Source organism: Aeromicrobium ginsengisoli, from assembly GCF_004134905.2.
GTDB lineage: Bacteria > Actinomycetota > Actinomycetes > Propionibacteriales > Nocardioidaceae > Aeromicrobium > Aeromicrobium ginsengisoli.
The window spans coordinates 649,307-673,353 of sequence record NZ_SDPQ02000002.1 but is presented as its reverse complement, the minus strand read 5'-3'; the positions used below and the strand labels follow the sequence as shown (position 1 = coordinate 673,353).

25 protein-coding genes are annotated in these 24,047 nt (G+C 69.3%); 15 read left to right on the top strand and 10 right to left on the bottom strand.

Going from position 1 to position 24,047, the window contains the following annotated elements; all coding sequences use genetic code 11:
* The first annotated feature begins 76 nt into the window (after positions 1-76).
* Together ESP70_RS10210 and ESP70_RS10205 are read left to right on the top strand one after the other, a co-directional pair.
* Positions 77-1,213: a N(5)-(carboxyethyl)ornithine synthase gene (locus ESP70_RS10210; protein ID WP_149689162.1), complete on the top strand. Its 1,137-nt coding sequence runs from the start codon at positions 77-79 to the stop codon at positions 1,211-1,213.
* An 18-nt stretch (positions 1,214-1,231) separates the two neighbouring features.
* Complete coding sequence (locus tag ESP70_RS10205; protein ID WP_149689161.1) at positions 1,232-2,143, top strand: SDR family NAD(P)-dependent oxidoreductase; 912 nt, start codon at positions 1,232-1,234, stop codon at positions 2,141-2,143.
* A 3-nt stretch (positions 2,144-2,146) separates the two neighbouring features.
* On the opposite strand, the gene ESP70_RS10200 is transcribed toward ESP70_RS10205, so the two are convergent.
* The 3 genes from ESP70_RS10200 to ESP70_RS10190 form a co-directional block, all read right to left on the bottom strand.
* On the bottom strand, positions 2,147-2,686 hold the full coding sequence (locus ESP70_RS10200) for a dihydrofolate reductase family protein (protein WP_149689160.1): 540 nt from the start codon (positions 2,684-2,686) through the stop codon (positions 2,147-2,149).
* 97 nt (positions 2,687-2,783) lie between these two features.
* A complete protein-coding gene (locus ESP70_RS10195; protein WP_223148688.1) occupies positions 2,784-3,287 on the bottom strand; it encodes a hypothetical protein in 504 nt (167 codons plus the stop codon).
* The gene (locus ESP70_RS10190; RefSeq protein ID WP_149689159.1) at positions 3,284-3,841 is read right to left on the bottom strand and encodes an RNA polymerase sigma factor; all 558 of its coding nucleotides are present in this window, start codon (positions 3,839-3,841) and stop codon (positions 3,284-3,286) included. The genes ESP70_RS10195 and ESP70_RS10190 overlap by 4 nt, the downstream gene beginning before the upstream one ends.
* A gap of 168 nt (positions 3,842-4,009) precedes the next feature.
* Here ESP70_RS10190 and ESP70_RS10185 point away from each other — a divergent pair, with 168 nt between their 5' ends.
* Positions 4,010-4,453 carry an OsmC family peroxiredoxin gene (locus tag ESP70_RS10185; protein WP_149689158.1) on the top strand — a complete coding sequence of 148 codons (444 nt, stop codon included), beginning with the start codon at positions 4,010-4,012 and terminating at the stop codon, positions 4,451-4,453.
* Between the two features lie 12 nt (positions 4,454-4,465).
* On the opposite strand, the gene ESP70_RS10180 is transcribed toward ESP70_RS10185, so the two are convergent.
* Positions 4,466-5,068: a hypothetical protein gene (locus tag ESP70_RS10180; RefSeq protein ID WP_149689157.1), complete on the bottom strand. Its 603-nt coding sequence runs from the start codon at positions 5,066-5,068 to the stop codon at positions 4,466-4,468.
* 110 nt (positions 5,069-5,178) lie between these two features.
* Here ESP70_RS10180 and ESP70_RS10175 point away from each other — a divergent pair, with 110 nt between their 5' ends.
* The 4 genes from ESP70_RS10175 (at position 5,179) to ESP70_RS10165 (ending at position 11,260) form a co-directional block, all read left to right on the top strand.
* Positions 5,179-6,225 (top strand): winged helix DNA-binding domain-containing protein, encoded by a 1,047-nt coding sequence (locus ESP70_RS10175; protein ID WP_149689156.1) that lies wholly within the window; start codon positions 5,179-5,181, stop codon positions 6,223-6,225.
* Between the two features lie 174 nt (positions 6,226-6,399).
* Positions 6,400-10,221 (top strand): multifunctional oxoglutarate decarboxylase/oxoglutarate dehydrogenase thiamine pyrophosphate-binding subunit/dihydrolipoyllysine-residue succinyltransferase subunit, encoded by a 3,822-nt coding sequence (locus ESP70_RS10170; RefSeq protein ID WP_246161995.1) that lies wholly within the window; start codon positions 6,400-6,402, stop codon positions 10,219-10,221.
* A gap of 3 nt (positions 10,222-10,224) precedes the next feature.
* The gene (locus ESP70_RS20100; RefSeq protein ID WP_188110575.1) at positions 10,225-10,401 is read left to right on the top strand and encodes a DUF6104 family protein; all 177 of its coding nucleotides are present in this window, start codon (positions 10,225-10,227) and stop codon (positions 10,399-10,401) included.
* Between the two features lie 130 nt (positions 10,402-10,531).
* On the top strand, positions 10,532-11,260 hold the full coding sequence (locus ESP70_RS10165) for an AAA family ATPase (RefSeq protein WP_149689154.1): 729 nt from the start codon (positions 10,532-10,534) through the stop codon (positions 11,258-11,260).
* Here ESP70_RS10165 and ESP70_RS10160 read toward each other — a convergent pair.
* The 3 genes from ESP70_RS10160 to ESP70_RS10150 all read right to left on the bottom strand — a co-directional run bounded on the left by ESP70_RS10160 (position 11,257) and on the right by ESP70_RS10150 (position 13,970).
* A complete protein-coding gene (locus tag ESP70_RS10160; protein ID WP_149689153.1) occupies positions 11,257-12,225 on the bottom strand; it encodes a zinc-binding dehydrogenase in 969 nt (322 codons plus the stop codon). The genes ESP70_RS10165 and ESP70_RS10160 overlap by 4 nt on opposite strands.
* Before the next feature lie 21 nt (positions 12,226-12,246).
* Positions 12,247-13,446, bottom strand: a complete 1,200-nt coding sequence (locus ESP70_RS10155) for an NAD(P)-dependent malic enzyme (protein ID WP_149689152.1) — start codon at positions 13,444-13,446, stop codon at positions 12,247-12,249.
* Positions 13,447-13,574: 128 nt separating this feature from the next.
* On the bottom strand, positions 13,575-13,970 hold the full coding sequence (locus ESP70_RS10150) for a hypothetical protein (protein ID WP_149689151.1): 396 nt from the start codon (positions 13,968-13,970) through the stop codon (positions 13,575-13,577).
* Positions 13,971-14,126: 156 nt separating this feature from the next.
* On the opposite strand from ESP70_RS10150, the gene ESP70_RS10145 reads away from it, so the two are divergent.
* Entirely contained in the window at positions 14,127-14,378 is a 252-nt protein-coding gene (locus tag ESP70_RS10145; RefSeq protein WP_082530375.1) for a WhiB family transcriptional regulator, read from the top strand.
* Positions 14,379-14,439: 61 nt separating this feature from the next.
* Here ESP70_RS10145 and ESP70_RS10140 read toward each other — a convergent pair whose 3' ends face one another.
* Entirely contained in the window at positions 14,440-15,894 is a 1,455-nt protein-coding gene (locus ESP70_RS10140; protein WP_149689150.1) for a sensor histidine kinase, read from the bottom strand.
* A gap of 39 nt (positions 15,895-15,933) precedes the next feature.
* On the opposite strand from ESP70_RS10140, the gene ESP70_RS10135 reads away from it, so the two are divergent.
* The 7 genes from ESP70_RS10135 to ESP70_RS20675 are packed head-to-tail and all read left to right on the top strand — an operon-like array spanning position 15,934 to position 23,029.
* Complete coding sequence (locus ESP70_RS10135; protein ID WP_246161994.1) at positions 15,934-16,851, top strand: DUF2785 domain-containing protein; 918 nt, start codon at positions 15,934-15,936, stop codon at positions 16,849-16,851.
* 21 nt (positions 16,852-16,872) lie between these two features.
* Entirely contained in the window at positions 16,873-18,543 is a 1,671-nt protein-coding gene (locus ESP70_RS10130; RefSeq protein WP_149689149.1) for an acetolactate synthase, read from the top strand.
* A 1-nt stretch (position 18,544) separates the two neighbouring features.
* Positions 18,545-19,045, top strand: coding sequence for a GNAT family N-acetyltransferase (locus ESP70_RS10125; protein ID WP_223148687.1), 501 nt, complete (start codon positions 18,545-18,547; stop codon positions 19,043-19,045).
* Positions 19,046-19,088: 43 nt separating this feature from the next.
* The gene (locus ESP70_RS10120; protein WP_149689147.1) at positions 19,089-20,807 is read left to right on the top strand and encodes an ABC transporter transmembrane domain-containing protein; all 1,719 of its coding nucleotides are present in this window, start codon (positions 19,089-19,091) and stop codon (positions 20,805-20,807) included.
* Positions 20,804-22,546 (top strand): ABC transporter ATP-binding protein, encoded by a 1,743-nt coding sequence (locus ESP70_RS10115; protein ID WP_149689146.1) that lies wholly within the window; start codon positions 20,804-20,806, stop codon positions 22,544-22,546. Before ESP70_RS10120 ends, ESP70_RS10115 begins: the two co-directional genes overlap by 4 nt.
* A gap of 10 nt (positions 22,547-22,556) precedes the next feature.
* Positions 22,557-22,928, top strand: coding sequence for a thioesterase family protein (locus tag ESP70_RS10110; protein WP_149689145.1), 372 nt, complete (start codon positions 22,557-22,559; stop codon positions 22,926-22,928).
* A gap of 26 nt (positions 22,929-22,954) precedes the next feature.
* On the top strand, positions 22,955-23,029 hold the full coding sequence (locus ESP70_RS20675; protein WP_369797015.1) for a 50S ribosomal protein bL37: 75 nt from the start codon (positions 22,955-22,957) through the stop codon (positions 23,027-23,029).
* Positions 23,030-23,099: 70 nt separating this feature from the next.
* On the opposite strand, the gene rsrA is transcribed toward ESP70_RS20675, so the two are convergent.
* A complete protein-coding gene (gene rsrA / locus ESP70_RS10105) occupies positions 23,100-23,375 on the bottom strand; it encodes a mycothiol system anti-sigma-R factor (protein ID WP_149689144.1) in 276 nt (91 codons plus the stop codon).
* Positions 23,372-24,001: a sigma-70 family RNA polymerase sigma factor gene (locus ESP70_RS10100; protein ID WP_149689143.1), complete on the bottom strand. Its 630-nt coding sequence runs from the start codon at positions 23,999-24,001 to the stop codon at positions 23,372-23,374. Before ESP70_RS10100 ends, rsrA begins: the two co-directional genes overlap by 4 nt.
* Positions 24,002-24,047 lie beyond the last annotated feature (46 nt).

Sequence of the window (24,047 nt, the reverse complement as noted above, 5' to 3'; positions counted from 1 at the left end):
GGGTGTAATCTCGCCGGGCGCGACCCGCTCCTCACCGAGCAGCGGCACCTGTGGAACACCCACCGACGGAGTCGGCATGGAACAGCTTGACCTGGGCGTCATCGCCCACACCGCCAAGGAGAACGAACGGCGACTGCCGACCCACCCTCGGCACCTCGAACGCCTGTCGGATGCGCAGCGCCCCCACGTGTTCCTCGAAGAGGGTTACGGCGCGAACTTCAGCTGGTCCGACGACGAGCTGCGGCCGTACGTCGGCGGCATCCTGAGCCGCGCCGAGCTGATCGAGCGGTGCGACGTCATCCTGCTCACCAAGCCCCAGCCGTCAGACCTGCTGGAGCTGCGTGAGGGCCAGACGCTGTGGGGCTGGCCGCACTGCGTGCAGGACCGGGCGCTGACGCAGGCCGCGATCGACCGCAAGCTGACCCTCATCGCGTGGGAGGTCATGAATCACTGGAGCCCCGACGGCAACTTCCTGCTGCACGTGTTCCACAAGAACAACGAGCTCGCCGGCTATTCGTCGGTGCTGCACGCGATGGAGATCGGCGGACTGACCGGCAACTACGGCCGCCGGCTCAGCGCCGCCGTCATCGGATTCGGTGCCACGGCTCGCGGCGCGGTCACCGCGCTGAGCGCTCACGGCATCCACGACGTCGACATCTTCACGCAGCGCGGGGTCGCCGCCGTCAGCGCGCCGATCCACTCGGCCCGCATCGTGCACTTCGACCCGGCGGCATCACCGGCCGAGAGCCGCGCGTTCGTCGACGAGAGCTGGGTGCCGATGCCGGCCCTGCTCGCCGAGCACGACGTCATCGTCAACTGCGTCCTGCAGAACCCCACCTCCCCCATGACGTTCCTCACCAACGACGACCTGCCGACGATGGCGTCCGGAACGCTCGTCGTCGACGTCTCCTGTGACGAGGGCATGGGCTTCGAGTGGGCCAGGCCGACCTCGTTCGACGAGCCGACGTTCACGGTCGGCAACGGCGTGACCTACTACGCGGTCGACCACAGCCCGTCCTACCTCTGGAACTCCGCGACGTGGGAGATCAGCCAGGCCCTGCTGCCGTACGTGTCGAAGGTCCTCGCCGGTCCCGAGTCCTGGGATGCCGACGAGACCTTGCGACGGGCGATCGAGATCCGTGACGGCGTCATCCAGAACCCCGACATCCTGGCGTTCCAGCACCGCTCCCCCGACTATCCACACCTGGGTTGATCCCGCATGCTGGAGGGCATGGACCGCATCACGACGCCCTTCGACATCAGCTCCACCGCCGCCGAGGTGGTCGACGGCATCGACCTGAACGGACGGCGCGCCGTCGTCACGGGCGGTGCCTCCGGCATCGGCGTGGAGACCGCACGGGCCCTGGCATCCACCGGCGCTGAGGTGACGATCGCCGTGCGCGACGTCAAGGCCGGCGAGCAGGTCGCTGCCGACATTCGCGCCACGACGGGCCATCCGGTCGACGTACGCCGGCTCGAGCTCACAGATCTCGACAGCGTCGACGCGTTCGTCGCCGGCTGGGACGGCCCGCTCGACATCCTCGTCAACAACGCCGGCATCATGGCCACCCCCGAGACCTACACCAAGCAGGGGTGGGAGCTGCAGTTCGCGACCAACCACCTCGGCCACTTCAGGCTCACCGTCGGCCTGCACGGCGCCCTTGCCGCCGCCCGCGGCGCTCGCATCGTCTCGGTCAGCTCGAGCGCACACTTCCGCTCGCCGGTGATCTTCGACGACCTGTTCTTCCGGTTCATGCCGTACGACCCGTGGGCCGCCTACGGGCAGTCCAAGACCGCCAACGTGCTGTTCGCGGTCGAGGCCACTCGGCGCTGGGCCGGTGACGGCATCACGGCCAACGCACTGATGCCCGGCGCCATCGCGACCAACCTGCAGCGCCACACCGGGGGCGCCCAGACGCCACCGGAGGATCGCAAGACACCCGAGCAGGGCGCGTCGACGTCGGTCCTGCTCGCGACCAGCCCGCTGCTCGAAGGCATCGGAGGCCGCTACTTCGTCGACAACCAAGAGGCTGTCGTCGTCGACCGGCCGACCAACGACATGACCGGCGTGGCGCCGTACGCCTTGGACGCGGCCAACGCCGAGCGGCTCTGGGACGTGTCCCTGGAGCTGCTCGGCGTCTGACCTTCAGTCGGCTGCGGGGCCGTAGACGAGGTGCAGCACGCCCGACCCGAACGTCGTGGCGGAACGCAGCTCGAGCGGCACCTTGGCGCCGTCGGCGAACAGCTTCTTGCCGCGACCGACGACGACGGGGTGCACCAGCAGGTGCAGCTCGTCGACGAGGCGCTGCTCCAGCATCCAGCGGACCAGCGTCGCGCTGCCGGTCGTGCCGAGCCGGGTCTGCTGCTTGAGCGCCGCCAGCTCGGCAGCGACGTCGCCGCTGATGATCGACGAGTTCTCCCAGGTCGCCTCGGTCAGCGAGTCCGACACGACGTACTTGCGCGCTCCGTTCATCTGGGCCGTGAACGGGTCCTGCGGGTCGGCGGCCGGCCAGTACGCCGCCATCTCGTCGTACGTCTGCCGGCCGAACAGCGTGGCGTCGGCGCTGCCCATGAGCGCGCCGACCGCCGCACCCATCTCGTCGTCGAAGTAGTCGAAGTGCCACGTCTCGGGCGCCTCGATGACGCCGTCGAGCGAGATGAAGAGGCTTGCGGTGATGGATCCCATGATCGTCTCCCGGGTTGTCGTGGGCGCCGACTCTCGACGCCCTCACCCCTACGTCGAACGGACGCGGGGCGATTCGACAACCCGGGACGATTTCTTCTCAGCCTGCTGCGGGACCGTTGGTGTGCTGGCCGAGCAGGTCCTTGCCGATGATGTCCATCTCGACGGCTTTCTCACCGGCGTAGCAGGTCCAGTGCAGGCCGGCCGAGTCCTGACCGATGCAGCCACCCGCGATGTTGTCGTCTGCGTCGTTGAACGTCTCCTTGGTGCCCTTGTAGTCGGAGAGAACCTCTTTGCTCGGCGCCTTCGCGAGCGTGCAGTCGAACTCGACGTCGCTCTTCTTGGTGCAGGTCGGGTCGGTGTCGATGAAGATCACGCTGCTGCCCGGCATGCCGCGCTCGACCGTGTCAGGCGACAGCAGGGTGACGGCGGCGGCAGCACCGGCGCCGACGACGATGACGCCGGCGGTGGCGAACGCGGCGATCGTGGTGCGCGAGCGCTTGCGGCGGCGGCGCACGACGATCGATCCGGCGATCTGGGCGGCGACGGCCTGCTCGAGGTCGTCACCGATGCGGGTGAGGTCGGACTGGGTGGTGGGGTTCATGACGTTTCCTTGGGGGTCGCGGTGGTCTGGAGGGAGGTGCGCATGCGGGCAAGTCCGCGCGAGACGCGGATGCGGGCCGCAGCCGGCGTGCAGTCGAGCTCTTCGGCGACCTCGTCGTACGGCCGGTCGGAGAGGACGCGCAGCTCGACGGCGACGCGTTGGGACTCCGGCAGCGTCGACAACGCCTCCTCGAGGTCGGCGTCCATGCCGTCGACCCACGAGGTGTCGGGCGTCGCCGTCGAGCGGCCGTGCGTGATGCGCAGGGCCTGGCTGGCCTCGCTGATCAGCCGGCGCTCTCGTGCGGAGCGGGACAGGACGTTGCGGGCGACGCCGAACAGCCAGGGACCGGCCGAGCCGTCCTTCTGGTCGACGAACCGGTGCCGTGACGTCCACACCTGCGCGAACGTCTCGGCTGTGAGGTCGAGCGCGGCCTCACGGTCGGACGTACGGCGGAGCAGGAACGCGTGGACCGGCTCGGCATAGCGGTCGTACAGCTCGCGGAACGCCTGCGGATCGTGGCCCGATGCCGCGATCAGCTCGGCGTCGGACTTCACGTGAACACTTCGATCATGGATGGGAGACCTCCGGTCGGCTTGAACATGACATCACGTACATGCCGCGGCGGGCCGGAAATGTTTCACCGTCCCGAACACTCGTGATCTTTCGGCGTTCGGACGGCCGCAGTAGCGTCGAGAGGACATCCACGACGGAAGAGGTTCACGATGCCCACACGCACAGCACGTACGGCCTGGGACGGCGGCCTGCAGGACGGTTCGGGACAGGTCGAGCTGACCAGCTCGGGGCTCGGCACGTTCGAGGTCTCGTTCCCCCAGCGCGCCTCCGAGGACGGTGGTGGCGTGACGAATCCCGAAGAGCTGATCGGCGCGGCGCACTCGGCCTGCTATGCCATGTCGCTCGCCGGGCAGCTGGACGCGCGCAACGCGACACCGCAGTCCATGAAGATCCGCGCCGAGGTGACGCTGGGTCCGGACCCGGAGGGCGGCTTCAAGCTCACGGGCATCACCCTGCACGTCCGCGGCGAGGTTGACGGCATCGACGAGGCCGGATTCCTCGAGGCCGCCGAGGCCGCGAAGATCGGCTGCCCCGTCAGCAAGGCGCTCGCCGGCGTCGACATCACCCTCGATGCCGCGTTGGAGACGGCCTAGCGCCAACGCGGGCTACGACTTGGGAGCGTCGAGGACCTTGGAGGTCGAGGTCTTCTCCTCACCACCATCGCGATCGGTGATCTCGAGTCGTGCCCGCAGGGGCTTTTCGCGGTTGTCGAGGCACGACAGCGGCACCGTCATGCTGAGCTGCGGACCCCGGATGCGCATGACGGACGTGCACGCGTACTGCTCGTCCTTGCCGTCCTTGACCAGATAGAGCTGGGGGAACACGAACGCGCCGCGCGCGTCCTGGAACGTGGTCACCCGCCAGAGGACCTTGCCGTCGTCCTGGCCCAGGATGAGGCTGACGGAGTCGATCTTCTTGAGGTCGATGTCGGGAATGTCCGCGCCGACCGCGAACACGTTCGCGCCCCGGGCGACCGTCGCGGTCTTGACGGCGATCTCGTCGGGCGCATCGCCGGAGCCCGTGAGCTTGTCCTGGGGCGCCTTGCTGTCCGCAGCCGCCGTGGTCTTGGTGGCCTTGGGCTCCGCCGGAGTGTCGTCGCCACCGCCGCCCCGCACGAGAAGGACGCCGAGGATGATGACGACCACGATGCCTGCCGCCGCGGCCGGCACCACGAGCCGGTTGCGTCCTGAGGTTGTCCCAGTGCTCATCGATCTCCACCTTCGTCGCTGATCATCGTCGTGCTCAGAGCGAGCCTAGAGTACGGCGGCCGCGCGCATCGACTCGACGAAACGTCTGTCTCGTACGAGATGCTGATCCTGTGAAGCCCACCGTCCCCGGCCGCCTCCACGCCCAAGGCCTGGTCTCCGCCCGATTCGACACGGCAGCCGATGTCGTACGTCATCTCGGTTGCGTCCAGTCCCAGCTGCACGACATGGCGCTGTGGGCCGTCGCCCGCCGCACGACCGGGCTGACCTTCGGCGACGCCCAGGCTGCGTTCGACCGCGGCGACTTCCTCCGTACGCACGTGCTGAGACCCACGTGGCACTACGTCGACCCGGCCGACATCCACTGGCTCCTGGCCCTGACCGCGCCCCGGGTCCGCCAGGTCATGAACTCCAGCTGGTCAGCGCTCGGCCTCGGCGCGGAGCTCATCGATCGCGGCTCCGAGGTGATCGTCGCGGCACTGGCCGACGGTGAGCCGCACACCCGGGCCGAGCTCGCGACGGCACTCGAGGACGCCGGCCTTCAGGCCAAGGGCACGTTCCTCGTCCATCAGCTCATGAACGCCGAGATCAGCCTGCTGTGCGCCAACGGCCCGATGCAGGGCAAGCAGCACACCTACGTCGCCCTGCCGCCGGTCGGCGTCGACCTCACGTACGACGAGCTGCTGGCTCAAGGCGCTCGCCGATACGCCTGCGGGCACGGTGCGTTCCGCGACAAGGACCTCGCGTGGTGGACGAGCCTGACCCTGACCGACAGCCGCCGCGCGATCGAGCTGGCGGAGCTTCGGCCATTCGACATCGGCGGCGAGACCTACTGGACGCTCGACGACCCTGTCGACGCCGACGTGCCGCGCGTCATGCTGCTGTCCAACTTCGACGAGTACATCTCCTATGCCCGCGATCCCGAGGACTACACGGGCTTCGACGGCACGGTCGACGACGTCATGCGCGGCGCCGGGCTGCTGATGCTCGACGGCCGGCTGTCGGGTCGGTGGTCCCGCACCGACACCGCCAAGACGGTCCGGATCGTCGTCGATCAGGCGCCCCGGATCACCGCAGTCGCGCGGCGAGCGCTGGACGCCGAGGCGGCGGCGTTCGGGCGCTTCCTCGGCCGCGAGCCCGAGCTCGTGATCGCCGACTGATCCATTGCGAGATCGGGTGGCACGTGATGTCTGCCACGTCGCGACGTCCTGGCGTCAAGATCGCGGGAATTCCGGGGCGAACCTGCCTGCAGGCGGATGGAGCGTCGCGTTACCCTGTTAACGGTAGTTTTCGCACGCGCGCCAGCACACAATTCGGAAGAGGCGATCGAGGCTGTGGCCGAGTCCTCACAAGACCATTCAACCCCTGATTTCGGCACCAACCAGTGGCTCGTCGAAGAGATGTACGAGCGATTCCGCCAGGACCCCGCTTCGGTCGACGCCACCTGGGTGACGTTCTTCCAGACCGGTGATGGCGCAGCCCTGGCCAACGGTTCCGGCAACGGCAGCTCGCCCAACGGCACGACCAGTGCCGCGGCGACGCAGGCCCCGGTCGCCGCGAAGCCCGCGGAGCAGCCGACCGAGACCGCCGCACCGAGTCCCGCCCCGACGTCGCCCACCTCGTCGACGCCTCCAGCGCCCAAGACCGAGCCCGCAGCCGTCACCCCGGCGCAGAGCCAGGTGGCCGCGCCGGCCCACGTCGACGCACCGGCACCCCTCCCGCCGGTGACCGATGCACCGACAACGCGCGCGACCACGGTCGCCACCCCCACCGGCAAGGCCGCTGACGCGCCCAAGGCCGGACCGGGCGAGGTCGAGAACGTCATCCTCCGTGGCGCCGCGGCTCGCACCGTCGCCAACATGGACGCCAGCCTCGCCGTCCCGACGGCCACGAGCGTCCGCTCCGTGCCGGTCAAGCTCCTGTTCGACAACCGCATCGTGATCAACAACCACCTCGCCCGCGCACGAGGCGGCAAGGTGTCGTTCACCCACCTCATCGGCTGGGCGATCGTCAAGGCGCTCAAGGCCATTCCCGAGATGAACACGGGCTTCGAGGTCGTCAACGGCAAGCCCAACCAGCTCAAGCCCGAGCACGTCAACTTCGGTCTCGCGATCGACCTCAAGAAGCCAGACGGCTCGCGCACGCTGCTCGTCCCCTCGATCAAGGCCGCCGAGACGATGGGCTTCGCCGAGTTCTGGGCGGCGTACGAGTCGATGGTCCGCAAGGCTCGCGACGGCAAGCTCGAGGTCACCGACTTCCAGGGCACGACCGTCAGCCTGACCAACCCCGGCGGCATCGGCACCAACCACTCGATCCCCCGCCTGATGCAGGGCCAGGGCGTCATCATCGGCGTCGGCTCGATGGAGTACCCCCCGGAGTTCCAGGGCGCCAGCGAGCACACGCTCGCACAGATGGCGATCTCCAAGATGATGACGTTGACGTCGACCTACGACCACCGCGTCATCCAGGGTGCGCAGTCCGGTGAGTTCCTCAAGAAGATCCACGCGCTGCTGCTCGGCGAGGAGGACTTCTACGACGAGATCTTCCGCGCCCTCAAGATCCCCTACGAGCCCATCCGCTGGGCCCAGGACATCGCGGTCAGCCACGACGACGAGGTACACAAGCAGGCTCGCGTCCTCGAGCTGATCCACGCGTTCCGCGTGCGCGGCCACCTGATGGCCGACACCAACCCGCTCGACAACCGCCCGCGCAGCCACGCCGACCTCGACACCGCGTCGCACGGCCTGACCCTGTGGGACCTCGACCGCGAGTTCGCCACGGGATCGTTCAAGACCGACAAGCGCTTCATGAAGCTGCGCGAGATCCTCGGCATCCTGCGTGACTCCTACGCCCGCACGATCGGCCTGGAGTACATGCACATCCAGGACCCCGACGAGCGCGCCTGGTTCCAGGAGCGCATCGAACGTCCGCACACCAAGCCGCCCCGCGAGGAGCAGCTGCGCATCCTGCAGAAGCTCAACCAGGCCGAGGCCTTCGAGACGTTCCTGCAGACCAAGTTCGTCGGCCAGAAGCGCTTCAGCCTCGAGGGCGGCGAGACCACGATCCCCGTGCTCGACGAGATCTGCGAGGCGGCTGCGGCCGACAGCCTCGACGAGGTCTGCATCGGCATGGCCCACCGTGGCCGGCTCAACGTGCTCGTCAACATCGCCGGCAAGCACGCCGGCTCGGTGTTCCGCGAGTTCGAGGGCAACATCGACCCCCGTACGGTCCAGGGCTCCGGCGACGTCAAGTACCACCTCGGCGTCGAGGGTGAGTTCACGTCGGGCACCGGTGACAAGATCAAGGTCTCGGTCGCCGCCAACCCGTCCCACCTCGAGGTCGTCGACCCCGTGCTGGAGGGCATCGCCCGCGCCAAGCAGGACCGCCTCAACCGCGGTGCCGACTACCCCGTCCTGCCCGTCCTCGTGCACGGCGACGCCGCGTTCGCCGGTCAGGGCGTCGTGGCCGAGACGCTCAACCTCTCGCAGCTGCGCGGCTACCGCACCGGCGGCACGATCCACCTGATCGTCAACAACCAGGTCGGTTTCACGACGGCACCCTCGTCGTCGCGCTCCTCGACGTACTGCACGGATGTCGCCCGCATGATCCAGGCGCCGGTGTTCCACGTCAACGGCGACGACCCCGAGGCCTGCATCCGCGTGGCGCACCTGGCGTACGAGTACCGCCGGACGTTCCACAAGGACATCGTCATCGACCTGGTCTGCTACCGCCGCCGCGGTCACAACGAGGGCGACGACCCGAGCTTCACGCAGCCGCTGATGTACGACACGATCAACGCCAAGAAGTCGGTGCGCAAGCTCTACACCGAGGCGCTGGTCGGTCGTGGCGACATCACGCTGGAGGAGGCCGAGGCCGCGCTCAGCGACTACCAGGCCCAGCTCGAGCGCAACTTCGCCGAGGTCAAGGAGACCTCGACCGATCCCGGCTACATGCGCACGCCGGACTACCCCGACAAGCCCGAGCATGCCGGCGAGCTGCTCACGGCGATCACGCCCGAGACCATGAAGGCGATCGCGGACTCCTACACCAACGTCCCCGAGGGCTTCACGGTCCACCCCAAGGTGCTGCCGCAGCTGCAGCGCCGCGCGCAGTCGATCAGCGCAGGCCCGATCGACTGGGGCACCGGAGAGATCCTCGCGCTCGGCTCGTTGCTGCTCGACGGCCGGCCCGTACGCCTCGCCGGCCAGGACTCGCGACGTGGCACGTTCTCCTCGCGGTTCGCGACGATCATCGATCGTACGAACGCCAACGAGTGGACGCCGCTGTCCAACATCGGCGACGACCAGGCCACGTTCTACATCTACGACTCGCTGCTGAGCGAGTACGCCGCGCTGGGCTTCGAGTACGGCTACTCGGTCGCCCGGCCCGAGGCCCTCACGATCTGGGAGGCGCAGTTCGGCGACTTCGTCAACGGCGCCCAGTCCGTGATCGACGAGTACATCTCGGCCGGTGAGAGCAAGTGGGGCCAGAAGTCCGGCGTCGTGCTGCTCCTGCCGCACGGCCACGAGGGCCAGGGACCCGACCACACGTCGGCCCGCATCGAGCGGTTCCTCGAGCTGTGCGCCAACGACGCCATGACGCTGGCCCAGCCGTCGACCCCGGCGTCGTACTTCCACCTGCTGCGCCGGCAGAACCTCGAGAGCCAGCACCGCCCGTTGATCGTCTTCACCCCGAAGTCGATGCTGCGCAGCAAGGCGGCGGCCTCACAGCCCGACGACTTCACGTCGGGCAAGTTCCGCCCGGTCATCGGCGACGACTCGGTCGAGGCGTCCAAGGTCGAGCGCGTGCTGGTCTGCTCGGGCAAGATCGCCTGGGACCTGTTCGCCGAGCGCGAGAAGCGCGAGTCGGGCCAGTCCCGCACCGCGATCGTCCGCCTCGAGCAGCTCTACCCGCGTCCCACCTCGGAGCTCAACGCCGCGGTCGGCCAGTTCGTCAACGCCCGCGAGGTGCGCTGGGTGCAGGACGAGCCGGCCAACCAGGGTCCGTGGCCGCACGTCGCGCTGCACTTCAGCGGCGAGTTCGACGGTCTCCCGCTGCTGCGGGTGTCGCGTCCGGAGTCGTCGGCGCCGTCGGTCGGTTCGCACAACCGCCACGTCGAGGAGCAGGCGACGCTGATGCAGCAGGCCTTCAGCTGATCCATGTACTTCACGGATCGCGGCATCGAGGAGCTCCAGAGCCGGCGAGGTGACGAGGAGGTCACCTTCGCCTGGCTCGCCGAGCGGCTCGTCGAGTTCGTCGACCTCAACCCCGAGTTCGAGGTCCCCGTCGAACGCCTGGCCACCTGGCTCGCCCGTCTCGACGACGAGGACGAGTGATCCGGCCGCCCGCGGCCGGACTCACACATCAGGTTGAGCGATCACGCCGAAGGCGTCAGGTGACGAAATCTCGTGAGATGACTCGATGACGCGACCCTGGAACGTCCGAACGTTCTGACACAGTACGACCGTGGACTTCGACCAGCCTCCTGTCGTACGCGTCTCGCGTGATCCGGAGGCCGGGCTGCCGGCCGACGAGTGGCCGGCGACGATCCCGGCCGTCGCGCAGCTGCTCGCCGACGGCATCGATCTCGCCCCCGGCGTGACGTTCCTCGTCGGCGAGAACGGCTCCGGCAAGTCGACGCTCATCGAGGCGATCGCGGTGGCCTACGGCCTCTCGCCCGAGGGCGGCAGTGCCCACGGCAAGCACGAGACCCGGTCCAGCGAGTCGCCGCTCCATCGGGCGCTGATGATCCAACGAGGCATCGGCACCGGGCGGTGGGGATTCTTCCTGCGCGCGGAGACGATGCACGGTTGGTACACCTACATGGACGAGTACGGCGGTCCCAACGACACCGACTACCACGCGATGAGCCATGGCGAGTCGTTCCTCGAGGTGCTCAACCGCAAGTTCGCCACGCCGAGCTTCTACTGTCTTGACGAGCCCGAAGCGGCGCTCTCGTTCCGCTCGACGCTGACGCTGATCCGCGTGCTGCACGACATCGCCGAAGCCGGCGGCCAGGTCCTCTGCGCGACGCACTCCCCCGTGCTCGCGTCGATGCCAGGCGCGCGCATCCTCGAGGTCGGCGACTGGGGCCTGCGCGAGGCAGCCTGGGACGACCTCGAGCTCGTCAGGCACTGGAAGGCATACCTCGACGCCCCGATGCGCTACCTCCGCCACACGCTGGCGGATGACTAGCGCGTCAGGACGATCTTGCCGAAGACACTGCCGTCGATGACCGAGGCGAGACCGTCGGCAGCATCAGCCATCGGGATCTCGCGGTCGATCAGCGGGCGGGTGCCGGTGACGTCCATGAACTGCGCGAGCCGGTGCAGCTCGTCGCGGGTGCCCATCGTGGAGCCGTGGACGCGCATCTGCTGGAAGAAGATCCGGGTCAGCTCGGCGTGCGACGGAGCATCGCCCGACGTCGCACCGGCGATGACGATCGTGCCGCCGGGCCGCATCGACTTGACCGAGTGCGACCACGTCGCGGCGCCGACCGTCTCGATGACGGCGTCGACCTTGCTCGGCAGCCGTGCACCGGACTCGAACACCTCGTGCGCGCCGATCTCGAGCGCCTTCTGGCGCTTGTCCTCGTCGCGACTCGTCGCGTAGACCCGGAAGCCCGCGGCCCGCGCCAACGTGATGGCTGCCGTCGCGACACCGCCGCCCGCGCCCTGCACGAGCACCGTGTCGCCCTGCTGCAGGTCGGACTGGGTGAACAGCATCCGGTACGCCGTGAGCCACGCGGTCGGCAGGCATGCGGCCTCCGCGAACGACAGGCCGGCAGGCTTCGCCACGACGTTGCGGGCCGGCACCGCGACCTTGTCAGCGAACGTGCCCTGGTGCCGTTCCGACAGCAGCGATCGCTTGGGATCCAGCGTCTCGTCGCCGCGCCACGAAGGATCGCTGATGACGGCGTGCACGACGACCTCGTTGCCGTCCTCGTCGTAGCCGGCCGCGTCGCAGCCGAGGATCATCGGCAGCGACTCCTCGCGGAGGCCGACCCCGCGCAGGCTCCACACGTCGTGGTGGTTGATCGAGGCGGCCTTGACCGTCACGGTCGTCCAGCCGTCAGGCACCTCCGGGTCGGGGCGCTCGCCCACGACCAGTCCGCTCAGAGGGTCCTTCGGATCGATCGTGCCTGCGTAGACGGCGAACATGCGGCTCCTGGTCTGAGATGGTCAGTACGGGCGGCGAGCCAGGCCTTCACGACGTGCGGTGTCCGTGACGGCTCGTGCCACGGCAGACGCTACCCGCGGATCGAACGGTGACGGGATGACGTACGTCTCACTGAGGTCGTCACCCACGAGGTCCGCGATCGCGTTGGCCGCCGCGAGCTTCATGCCCTCGGAGATCCGCGTCGCGCGTACGTCGAGGGCGCCGCGGAAGATCCCGGGGAACACCAGCACGTTGTTGATCTGGTTGGGGAAGTCTGAGCGGCCCGTCGCCACGATGCGCGCGTACTTGTGCGCGATGTCGGGGTGGACCTCCGGGTTGGGGTTGGCCATCGCGAACACGATCGAGTCGGGCGCCATCGAGGCGACCGCCGCCTCGGGGATCGTGCCTCCCGAGACGCCGATGAACACGTCGGCCCCGTCGAGGGCGTCGTCGATCGTGCCGGGCCTGGCCCAGGGGGCGGTCGCCTCGGCGATGCCGGACTTGACCACGTCGAGCCCCTCACGGCCCGGGTGGATGACACCTGAGCGGTCGACCACGGCGATCTTGCGCACGCCTGCGGTCTGGAGGATCTTCATGATCGCGACACCCGCCGCGCCGGCGCCGGAGATCACGACCTTGACGTCGTCGAGCTCGCGATCGGTCACGCGTGCGGCATTGATCAGCGCCGCCAGCGTCACGACCGCGGTGCCGTGCTGGTCGTCGTGGAACACCGGGATCTCGAGCCGCTCGATCAGCTGACGCTCGATCTCGAAGCACCGCGGGCTGGAGATGTCCTCGAGGTTGATGCCGCCGAAGGTCGGCGCGAGCCGGACGATCGTCTCGACGATCTCGTCGACATCGGTCGTGTCGAGGGCGACCGGGATCGCGTCGACGCCGCCGAACTGCTTGAACAGCACGGCCTTGCCTTCCATCACGGGCATCGAGGCGGCCGGGCCGATGTCGCCGAGCCCCAGCACCGCGGTGCCGTCGGTGATGACCGCGACGGTGTTGGAGACCCAGGTGTAGTCGTGGGCCAGGGCCGGATCGGCGGCGATCGCCTCGCAGACCTTGGCGACGCCGGGCGTGTAGGACATCGCGAGGTCCTGGGCGTTGCGCAGCGGCACCGTCGCCGCGATCGCCATCTTGCCGCCGCGGTGCAGCGCGAAGATCGGGTCGTCGGGGTCAGGCGTGTCGGTGTGCAAGTCGATGTCAGTGGCAACCATGGTGGGAATCCCTCGGGACGTTCCGTACGTTCTCATCGGGACCGATCAGGTCGCCGGCGCGGCAAGTGAGCCGCGGGGTGACGCCCGCACCAGCGGGGTCACACGGGTTGTGCCCGGCTGTCAGTCTCTCATACGGGCTGGTCACCGCCGAGCGCCCGGGTCACCGGCGGGGCGAGCAGACAGGCCAGTGCGACCAGAGCCGCGGCACCCACCAGGACCGGGATCCAGCCCGGGATGTCGGCGAGGTTGAACGCGATGATGAGCTGGATGATCTGGGTCACGACGAGCGGGCTGCGCGCCCAGAGCTCGCCCAAGGTGACCCGCCACGCCGCCCACGCCTGGAACCCGCCGTAGATCGCCAGGATCGCCGAAACCCCGATGCCCGTCCCGATGCTGTCGCCGTCGAGATCGGTGACCCCGAGGACGGCCAGGACGATGCACGTCACGGCTTCGACGACGACGATGGCGGCGGCCAGGAGGAGAAGGTTGCGGGCCGTTCCGGCCGGCCGTGCGTGAGCGCTCACGACATCAGGGTAGGGAGCGTGTGACCGATCCGACAATTCGCGCAGGGCGTGGCCCTTGTAATGAGGTTGAAATGTTGAAAACATGGAGGTCAAGCCTTGGTACCGGGTCAAACAGGCCTGCCCAAGGAGCAAAACCGAACGGGAAGGAGTGTCCACATGGATTGGCGTCACAAGTCCGCATGCCTCGATGAGGACCCTGAGCTCTTCTTCCCCATCGGCAACACGGGTCCCGCCATCTTGCAGATCGAAGAGGCCAAGGTCGTATGCCGCCGCTGTGATGTCCGCGAGCAGTGCCTGCAATGGGCACTCGAGTCCGGACAGGACCACGGTGTGTGGGGAGGCTTGAGCGAAGACGAACGTCGTACGCTGAAGCGCCGCAATGCTCGGGCACGTATTCGTACTGCCTGACGTACGCACGTATCGGTGAACCCCGTGGCCTCGGCCGCGGGGTTCTTTGCATCTCTGGCGTCTAGACGTTGAGCGAGATCGCGACGGTCGTGCCGCCGCCGAACCGCGGCTCGAACGCCAGCGAGCCGTGCAGCTCACCCTCGACGAGCGTCGTGACGATCGACAGCCCCAGGCTGCCGGCCGGGTCGAAGTCCGCGGGCAGCCCCCTGCCGTCGTCGCTGACCCTCAGGCGTACGCGATCGCGGATGCGGTTGACCGCCAGCGTCAACGTGCCGCCCTCCTCCCCGAACGCATGGGCCGAGGCGTTCTGGATCAACTCGGTCAGCACCATGGCGAGCGGAGTCGCCACGGCGCCCGGCAGCAGGCCGAACGAGCCGATGCGGTCGGCCGTGATCCGTCCCGGACCCGAGGTCTCCTCGGCGACGTCGAGCACCGTGCGGAGCAACCGGTCGGCGACCTCGTCGAACGCGACGTTGTCGTCGAACGACTGGCTCAAGGTCTCGTGGACGAGGGCGATCGAGCCGACCCGGCGGACCGCGTCGTCGAGCGCGGCACGTGCCTCGGGCAGCTCCATCCGGCGGCCTTGCAGGCGGAGCAGGGCGGCAACGGTCTGCAGGTTGTTCTTGACCCGGTGATGGATCTCGCGGATCGTCGCCTCCTTGGAGACGAGCTCGCGCTCACGCAGCCTCAGCTCCGTGACGTCGCGCAGCAGGATCAACGATCCGCTGCGATGGCCGTTCGACCGCAGGGGAATGACGCGCAGCAGCAGCGACGCCGAGGCGTTCTCGATCTCGGCCTCGGTGCTGGCATCGCCGCCGAGGATGCCTCTGGCCCCGCGGTCGGTCGGCCGGCGATCGACCAGGCCCGACGTGACGTGCCCGAGCTGGGTGCCGACCAGGTCGCCGACGAGCCCCAGCCGCCGGTAGGCCGACATCGCGTTGGGGCTGGCGTAGCGGACCGTCCCGGCGGCATTCGTACGGACGAAGCCGTCGCCGACGCGCAGCGAGTCCGCGACGTCGGAGCGACTGCCCGGCAGCGGGAACTCCCCCCGGCGGATCATCTCGGCGAGCTCGCCGGCCGCCTCGAAGTACGCCGCCTCAAGTGTGCTGGCGGTGCGCAGTCCGGACTCGGCGCTGCGCCGGGAGATCACCGCGAGCGTACGACCCTCGTGCGTGACCGGGATCAGCTCGACCCGGATGCGGCGGCCGTCGGGCAGCTCAGCAATCCGCTCGGCGACGATCTCGCCCGTACGCAGAGCCTCCTCGAGCTCGTCGATCCGGCCGGAGGGCATGAACGTGCCGGCGACGTCCTCGAACAGCGTCGTGGGACCCGTGGTCGGCCGGATCTGCGCGCCGGCCCACAGTCCCTTGGCCTCGGCATCGGGCACCCAGAGCACGAGATCGGAGAACGACAGGTCGGCGATGATCTGCCAGTCGGTCACCAGGGCGTGCAGCCAGGCGACGTCGTCGGAGCTCAGCGACGTCTGGAAGCGCGTGATGTCGTCCAGCGAGGGCACGTTGTCAGCCTATGTCCTGAGACGTGGCACGATGAGTGAGTGTCTGAGGCGTACTGGCAAACCGTGATGCAGAACGGGATGGACGTACCCGGTGACCGCAGCCTCGACGAGTGCACCGTCGAGCTGGTCGAGATGCTGGGCCACTCCAATCCCCGCTGGCGCGAGGACCTCGCCTATCCGCTGCTCACGACCTGGATCACGCGCGGGGTCTACGACGAGCTGCTGTCCGGGCTCGGCGACGGCATCGCGCCCGGGCTGCGCTACGGACTCGGCCACGACGGTGACGTCTCGGTGCTGCGCCGTTCCTACAGCGCCCTGATGCTCGCCGAGATCATCGGCCGCGACAACAACGAGCACCTCATGTCGGCCGCCTCGGTGCTGGACTGGGGCGACCGTGCGACGGCCTGGTACGTCCGCGAGCAGGACCACCGTGGCTGGGTGCCCGAGCAGGGCTGGGCCAACTCGATCGCCCATGGCGCCGACCTCCTCGCCGCCCTCGCCCGGTCGCGGCACTTCGGCCGGCTCGAGCTCACGGTGCTGCTCGACGTCATCGCCGACCGCGTCCTCACCCCGACGGCCTACATCTGGCGGCACGGCGAGGACGACCGTCTGGCGTACGCCGTCATGACCCTGCTGCACCGCAACGAGCTCGACCCCAGCATCGTCGAGCCGTGGCTCGCCCGGCTCGGCGCGGGCATCAAGCCACCCCGCACCCGCGGCCACCTCGAGGCCGAGTGGCCCTCCCCCAGCGTCCGCAACACCTCGTCGTTCCTGCGGGCGCTGCACCTGCAGCTCGCGCTCGGCGTGCAGGGCCGCGACGACCTGCGCGCCGACGCCGAGCTGTTCGCCGAGCAGCCCGCTCACCGCGCCGACCTGCTGCTGGCCGTGCTCGACCAGATCCGCGCCGAGAGCCCATGGCTCTACCGCCCGACGACCAGGGCCCGGCCGCTCGCCTGACGCTCCAGTAACCTGCGTCACATGAGTACTGAGCCCCGAGAAGGTCACGGTGGAGTCCACGCCGTCGACGTGGCCCGCGCCCATGGCGTCGAGACGATGTTCACGCTCTCCGGAGCGCACGTGTTCCCGATGTACGACGCCGCGGTCAAGGCCGAGCCGGCGATGCCGATCATCGACGTGCGCCACGAGCCCACGGCCGTGTTCGCCGCCGAGGCGATCGGCAAGCTGACGCGGACGCCCGGCCTCGCCGTGCTGACCGCCGGACCCGGCGTGACCAACGGGGTGAGCCCGATCGCGCAGGCCAGCTTCTCCGGCTCGCCACTCGTCGTCGTCGGCGGCCGCGCGCCCAACAACCGCTGGGGCTCGGGCAGCCTGCAGGAGCTCGACCAGCCGCCGATCATCGAGTCGATCTCCAAGTCCGCCGTGACGGCGACCAAGGTCGATGACATCGCGCCCGCGATGGATGAGGCGTTCACCCTCGCCGGGTCCTCCCACCGGGGACCGACGTTCGTCGACGTACCGATGGACGAGTTCTTCAACAGCACGACCGTCACCACGCCCTCGAACGGCAACCGGACCGCACCGATCGAGCCCGACCCGGACGCCCTGGCACAGATCGCGGAGCTGATCCGGCAGTCGGCGCGTCCCGTGCTGGTCCTGGGCACCGACGTGTGGGCCGACCGCGCCGAGGTCGCCGCGCTGCACTTCGTCGAGGAGACCGGCATCCCGGTGATCTCCAACGGCATGGGTCGCGGCATCGTGCCCGGTGGCCACCCGCAGCTCGTCACCAAGGCGCGCTCGACCTCGTTCAACCAGGCCGACCTCGTGATCGTCGTCGGGACCCCGCTGGACTTCCGCCTCGGCTACGGCATCTTCGGCGGCAAGGAGGGCACGACCCCAGCACGTACCGTGCACATCGCCGACTCCCCCGGGCAGCTCTCGACCCACGCCGAGCTCGCCGGCTCGGCCAGCGGCGACCTGACACTGGTCTTCACCGGACTGCTCAACTCATTGACGGCGCCGTCGCAGCACGGCCGACGGCCCGACTGGTCGTCGTGGATCGGCAGCCTGCAGGCCGAGGTCGCCGCGGCCACCGCGCGCGACAACGAGCTGCTGACCGCAGAGGCTGACCCGATCCATCCGGCCCGCATCTACGGCGAGCTGCTCCCGCGCCTTGCCGACGACGCCGTCGTGATCGGCGACGGCGGCGACTTCGTGTCGTTCGCCGGCAAGTTCGTCGAGCCCAAGCGCCCCGGCGGCTGGCTCGACCCCGGACCGTACGGCTGCCTCGGCGCCGGCATGGGTGCCGCGATGGCCGCCCGCATCGCGCGCCCGTCCAGCCAGGTCGTCCTGCTCTACGGCGACGGCGCGGCCGGCATGTCGCTGATGGACGTCGACAGCCTCGTGCGCCACAACCTCCCCGTCGTCATGGTCGTCGGCAACAACTCGGCGTGGGGCCTGGAGAAGGGCCCGATGCAGTGGCTCTACGGCTACGACGTCGCGGCGGACCTCGCGCCCCATACCCGCTACGACCAGGTCGTCACGGCACTGGGTGGCGGCGGCGAGATGGTGACCGATCCCAAGGAGATCGGTCCGGCTCTCGACCGCGCGTTCGCCTCCGGGATCCCCTATCTCGTCAACGTCATGACGGACGTCAACGCGGCCTATCCACGCAACACCACCGGCATCTGACGTGCTGATACGTCCGGCCCACGAGCGTGAGTACGAGGCCGTCGGCGCGCTGACCGTCGCGGGCTACGACGTCGACGGCTACCTCACGTTCCCTGACGGCACGTTCGATGACGCGTACGCCGGATGGCTCGCCGATGCAGCGTCGCGGGCCCGCAACAGCACGCTCCTGGTGGCCGTCGACGGCGACGACCTGGTCGGCACGGTGACGTGGTGCCCGTACGGCTCGGCGGACGCGCAGCTCGCCAAGGAGTCGCACCAGGGCGAGTTCCGTACGCTCTCGATCGCGCCAGAGGCTCGGGGCCGCGGCATCGGCCGCGCGCTCGTGGAGGACTGCCTCGAGCGTGCACGGGCGGCTGGGCTCAAGGAGGTGCTGCTGTTCTCGCTCAAGGAGATGGCACCGGCCCACCGGCTCTACGGCCGGCTCGGGTTCGGCCGCCGCCCCGAGCTCGACTGGTCCCCCGACCCCGGCGTGAGCCTCTGGGCGTTCTCGCTCACCCTCTGAACGCGCCATACGCGCCACCGGCGGGTGAGGTTACCCTTACCGGGTGCCTGTCGACGCTCCTGCTCCACCCCGGAGTGCGGCGGCTCTCCTGCGACGTGGACTCCGCCGCCACCACCGCAAGCTCCTCGGCTGCTATGCCCTGATCTGCTCCTGGCTGTTGTGTGAGGCCCTCGTGCCGGTCGTCATCGGCGTCATCATCGACCGGGCCGTCGCGACCGGTGACCTCGGCGAGCTCGCGATCTGGGGCGGAGTGCTCGTCGGAGTCTTCGTGGTGCTGAGCTACTCCTACCGGTTCGGGTCCCGCCTCGGCGTCGGCGCCCTGGAGCTCGAGACACACCTGCTCAGGGTCGAGGTCAGCGAGCACGTCCTCGGACCCGACGGCGCGCGCACGGGACTGCTGCCCGGCGAGACGTTGTCGCTGGCGACCTCCGACGCCGAGACGATCGGCCAGTTCCTGTGGCACGTCGGCTACTCGCTGGCCGGGTTGCTGGGGGTGGCCGTGAGCGCGATCGTGCTGCTTCGCATCGACGTGACGATCGGCGTCGTGGTGCTCCTCGGCGTGCCGCTCGTGCTGCTCTTGATCCAGGTCGTGACGCCGCTCATCGCCCGGCACACCAGCGATCAGCAGGCCGGCATCGCCAAGGCGACCGGCATCGCCACCGACCTCGTCAAGGGACTCCGGCCGCTCAAGGGCGTCGGCGCCGAGGACGTCGCGACCTCGAGATATCGCACGCACAGCACCTCGGCCCGCGACGCGAGCATCCGCACGGCGCAGTCGGTCGGCTACCTGTTCGGGCTCACCGCGGCGTTGAGCGGGCTCTTCCTCGCCCTCGTCGCCTGTCTTGCGGGCACCCGCGCGCTCGATGGGACGATCAGCATCGGCGAGCTCATCGCGATCGTCGGGCTCACCCAGTTCCTCGCCGAGCCCATCACCGGCCTCGGCGAGACCAGCGCACGCGTCGCCTCGTCCTTCGCGTCGGCGCGCCGCGTCGTCGACTTCCTGCGGACGCCGCCACTGGCGACGTTCGGCGAGACGGTCCTCGACGAGCCATGGCCCGAGCTCGAGATCAAGCAGATGACCGCTGGCCCACTGCGAGACCTCGACCTCGCTCCACGGCGCGGCGAGCTGATCGGGATCGTCGTCGACGACACCGCCGGCAGCGACACGCTCGTACGACTCCTGCGCGGCGAGCTGCCGCCCGGGGATCGCCAGGGCTCCCTGACCCTCGGCGGGTACGAGGTCGACGACTTGACGATCGACTCGCTGCGCTCCCGGGTCGTCGTGAGCCAGCACCACGTCGACCTGTTCGAGGGCACGCTGCGGTCGGTGATCGACCCGGACGGCGCCCTCGACGGCGACGCCATCGACGAGATCCTCGCGGCGTCGGCAGCGAGCGATGTCGTCGACCTGCACCCGGACGGGTTGCAGCAGCCCATCACCGCCGGGGGCGCGACCTTCTCGGGTGGCCAGCGACAGCGCATCGCCCTGGCCCGCGCGCTGGCGACGCGCGCGCCGATCCTCGTCCTGGCCGAGCCCACGAGCGCCGTCGACGCCATGACCGAGCAACGGATCGCCGACGGCATTCGCGCGTTGCGCCACGCCGGCGACTCCGACCTCGTCACGATCGTCGTCACCTCCAGCCCGGCCATCCTGGCCGGCGCCGACCGGATCCACCTGGTCCAGGACGGCCGCGTCGTCGTGAGCGGCACGCATCATGACCTCGCCCAGCACGATGCCTACCGTCAGGCGGTGCTCCGATGAGCCGCCAGCTGTTGCCCATCGCCTCCCGCGCCGAGACGACTCGACTGGCTGCGGCGATGCTGCGAGCGCACCGCGGACCTTTGCTGATCTCGGCCGTGGCATTCGTCGTGGTGGGGCTCGCCGGCCTCGTCGCCCCCTGGATCCTCGGCGACATCGTGGACACCGTGACGACGGGTGGCGACTCGTCCCGCATCCTGCACGGGGCCCTGCTGATCGCGGCGGCGAGCGTGGTGGCTGGCGTCGGCACGGCAGTCTCGGTGACCTACCTGGCGAAGTCCGGTGAGCCCGCCCTCGCGGACCTGCGGGAGCAGGCCCTCGACCGGGCGCTGCACCTCGACAGCATCCGGCTCGAAGAGGCCGGCGCCGGCGACCTGCTGTCCAGGATGGGCGACGACGTCCGATCCGTGGCCCAGTCGCTGACCCAGATCGTCCCGCTGCTGATCCAGTCGCTCGTCGCCGTGGTGTTCACGGCCGGCGGCCTGTTCGCGCTCGACTGGCGACTCGGCCTCGCCGGGCTCGGTGCCGCGCCGTTCTACGTTCTCGGCCTCCGTTGGTACCTTCCCCGGTCCGCACCGTTCTACAAACGCGAGCGAATCGCGCAGGGCGAGCGTGCCGAGGCCCTCGTCAACGGTGTGCAGGGCGCGTCGACCTTGCGGGCGTTGTCGCGCGAGCAGGCGCAGATCGACCGCATCACCGACCACTCGCACCACGCCATGACGATCGCGCTCGACGTCTTCTCGCTGCTGACCCGCTTCGGCGCGCGCACCAACCGGTCGGAGCTCATTGGGCTGAGCTTCGTGCTCGGCACCGGCTTCCTGCTGGTCCGCGAGGACCTGACGACCGTCGGCGCGGTGACCGCCGCCGCGCTCTACTTCCACCGGCTGTTCAACCCCATCGGCGCCCTGCTGACGATCTTCGACGACATCCAGTCCGCTGGCGCCTCGCTCGCCCGCCTCGCCGGTGTCGCGCTGCTCCAGCCGCCGCCGACCCCCGAAGGCCCCTCGCCGGTCCGTTCGGGCACGTTCGAGCTGGTCGGCATCCGCCATGAGTACGTCGAAGGTCATCCTGTCCTCGCCGACGTGACGCTCCGGGTCGCCGACGGCGAGCGGGTCGCGCTCGTCGGCGCCACTGGCGCCGGCAAGAGCACGCTCGGCGCGATCGCCGCCGGTCTGCTGACGCCGACCTCGGGCACAGTCAGGGTCGGTGGTTTCACCCTCGACACGCTGGATCCGTCACACGTACGGTCCGGCATCGCGCTCATCACGCAGGACGTGCACGTCTTCTCCGGCACGGTCCGCGAGAACGTCGACCTGGCGCGCCCCGGCGCCGACGACGAGCAGATCCGGTCCGCCCTGGGCACCGTGCGGGCGCTCTCGTGGGTCGATGCACTGCCTGACGGGCTCGACAGCGTCGTCGGCGACCACGGACATCCGCTGACCCCGGCGCAGGCGCAGCAGCTGGCCCTGGCGCGGGTCCTGCTGCACGACCCGCGGGTCGCGGTGTTCGACGAAGCGACGGCCGAGGCTGGTTCCTCCGGTGCGCGCGAGCTCGAGGACGCCGCGATCGCCGTGACCCATGGGCGTACGTCCGTCGTCGTCGCGCATCGGCTGACGCAGGCCCGGTCGGCCGACCGGGTCGTCGTGATGCACGAGGGCCGCATCGTCGAGGAGGGCACGCACGACGAGCTGGTCGCCGCCGGAGGACGCTACGCCGATCTGTGGGCGGCCTGGTCGTCGTAGTCTTCAGGCCATGGACACCGCTTCGATCACGCACGCCGTCACGGCTGCCGACACCGCCCGCGCACTCGGCAGCGGGGACCTCGATGTCCTCGGCACGCCGCGGGTGCTGGCCTGGTGCGAGGAGGCGACATGCGCGGCGCTCGAGCTCGATCCGGCGCAGACGAGTGTCGGCACCCGCGTCGACCTGGAGCACCTGGCCGCGACCCCGGTCGGCGCCGAGGTCACCGCGACCGCGACCGTCGTCCACACCGACGGCCGGCTCGTACGCTTCCAGGTCGCGGCCCACGACGCCGGCGGCACACTGCTGGCGACCGGCGAGATCCGCCGGGTCATCGTCGACCGGGAGCGATTTCTGACCCGGATCGCGCCTGTGGGAGACTGAGACCTCGACTTCCGAGGAGGAACATCATGGGCAAGACCGGCCGCAAGCGTCGTGCGCGTCGCAAGAAGGGCGCCAACCACGGCAAGCGCCCCAACGCGTGAGACAAGAAATCCCCGTCCGATGGACGGGGATTTCTTCGTTTCGACAGGCTCAACGAGCGGAGCGTTGGGACTAGGTCGACCGCTGCTCGGTGATCTCGATGTGCACCTTGCGGATCGAGAACAGCACCTTCTCGCGCAGCGGCTCGGGCGCCACCTCGGAGCACGACCGCGACACCAGTGACTTGACCACCCGCTCCAGGTCGTACTCGCTCAGGCAGTCGCTGCAGCCGTCGATGTGCGCCTGGATCTCGGCACAGCTCGCGGTGTCGATCTCCTGGTCGATGAACAGGTAGAGGTTCTCGAGCGCCTTCTCGCAGTCGGGCCCTTCACAGGGGTCGTTGCTCATGCCTTGTCACCTGCTCCCGTGACGGCCATGCCGCGATCGCGGGCGTAGTCGGCGAGCATCTCGCGCAGCATGCGACGGCCGCGGTGCAACCGTGACATCACGGTGCCGATCGGGGTGTCCATGATCTCGGCGATCTCCTTGTAGGGGAAACCTTCGACGTCGGCGAGGTAGACCGCGTAGCGGAAGTCCTCGGGCAGCGCCTGGAGCGCGTCCTTGACGTCGCTGTCGGGCAGGTGCTCCAGCGCCTCCATCTCGGCCGACTTGAGCCCGGTCGAGCCGTGCGACTCGGCACGAGCGATCTGCCAGTCCTCGATCTCGTCCGTGATCTGCTGCGGCTGGCGCTGCTTCTTGCGATAGGAGTTGATGTAGGTGTTGGTCAGGATGCGGTAGAGCCAGGCCTTGAGGTTGGTGCCGGGCTTGAACTGGTGGAACGCACTGAACGCCTTGGCGTAGGTCTCCTGGACGAGGTCCTCGGCGTCGTGCGGGCTGCGCGTCATGCGCAGGGCGGCCGAGTAGAGCTGGTCCAGGAATGGCAGGGCATCGGCCTCGAAGCGCGCCTGCTGCTGCTCCGAGGTCTCGGTGTCGCGCTGGTCGGCGCTTTCAGGGGTTTCGCCGGTGACGGTCATCGCCTCCCAGCCTACTCCGGGCACTACTGGCTTGCTGAGGGGCGTG

What these genes read in the sequence shown, in the direction of transcription:
- ESP70_RS10210 (WP_149689162.1), top strand. Translation starts at nt 77, where the DNA reads ATGGAACAGCTTGACCTGGGCGTCATCGCCCACACCGCCAAGGAGAAC.
- ESP70_RS10205 (WP_149689161.1), top strand. Translation starts at nt 1,232, where the DNA reads ATGGACCGCATCACGACGCCCTTCGACATCAGCTCCACCGCCGCCGAG.
- ESP70_RS10200 (WP_149689160.1), bottom strand. Translation starts at nt 2,686, where the DNA reads ATGGGATCCATCACCGCAAGCCTCTTCATCTCGCTCGACGGCGTCATC.
- ESP70_RS10195 (WP_223148688.1), bottom strand. Translation starts at nt 3,287, where the DNA reads ATGAACCCCACCACCCAGTCCGACCTCACCCGCATCGGTGACGACCTC.
- ESP70_RS10185 (WP_149689158.1), top strand. Translation starts at nt 4,010, where the DNA reads ATGCCCACACGCACAGCACGTACGGCCTGGGACGGCGGCCTGCAGGAC.
- ESP70_RS10180 (WP_149689157.1), bottom strand. Translation starts at nt 5,068, where the DNA reads ATGAGCACTGGGACAACCTCAGGACGCAACCGGCTCGTGGTGCCGGCC.
- ESP70_RS20100 (WP_188110575.1), top strand. Translation starts at nt 10,225, where the DNA reads ATGTACTTCACGGATCGCGGCATCGAGGAGCTCCAGAGCCGGCGAGGT.
- ESP70_RS10160 (WP_149689153.1), bottom strand. Translation starts at nt 12,225, where the DNA reads ATGTTCGCCGTCTACGCAGGCACGATCGATCCGAAGGACCCTCTGAGC.
- ESP70_RS10155 (WP_149689152.1), bottom strand. Translation starts at nt 13,446, where the DNA reads ATGGTTGCCACTGACATCGACTTGCACACCGACACGCCTGACCCCGAC.
- ESP70_RS10145 (WP_082530375.1), top strand. Translation starts at nt 14,127, where the DNA reads ATGGATTGGCGTCACAAGTCCGCATGCCTCGATGAGGACCCTGAGCTC.
- ESP70_RS10130 (WP_149689149.1), top strand. Translation starts at nt 16,873, where the DNA reads ATGAGTACTGAGCCCCGAGAAGGTCACGGTGGAGTCCACGCCGTCGAC.
- ESP70_RS10115 (WP_149689146.1), top strand. Translation starts at nt 20,804, where the DNA reads ATGAGCCGCCAGCTGTTGCCCATCGCCTCCCGCGCCGAGACGACTCGA.
- ESP70_RS10110 (WP_149689145.1), top strand. Translation starts at nt 22,557, where the DNA reads ATGGACACCGCTTCGATCACGCACGCCGTCACGGCTGCCGACACCGCC.
- rsrA (WP_149689144.1), bottom strand. Translation starts at nt 23,375, where the DNA reads ATGAGCAACGACCCCTGTGAAGGGCCCGACTGCGAGAAGGCGCTCGAG.
- ESP70_RS10100 (WP_149689143.1), bottom strand. Translation starts at nt 24,001, where the DNA reads ATGACCGTCACCGGCGAAACCCCTGAAAGCGCCGACCAGCGCGACACC.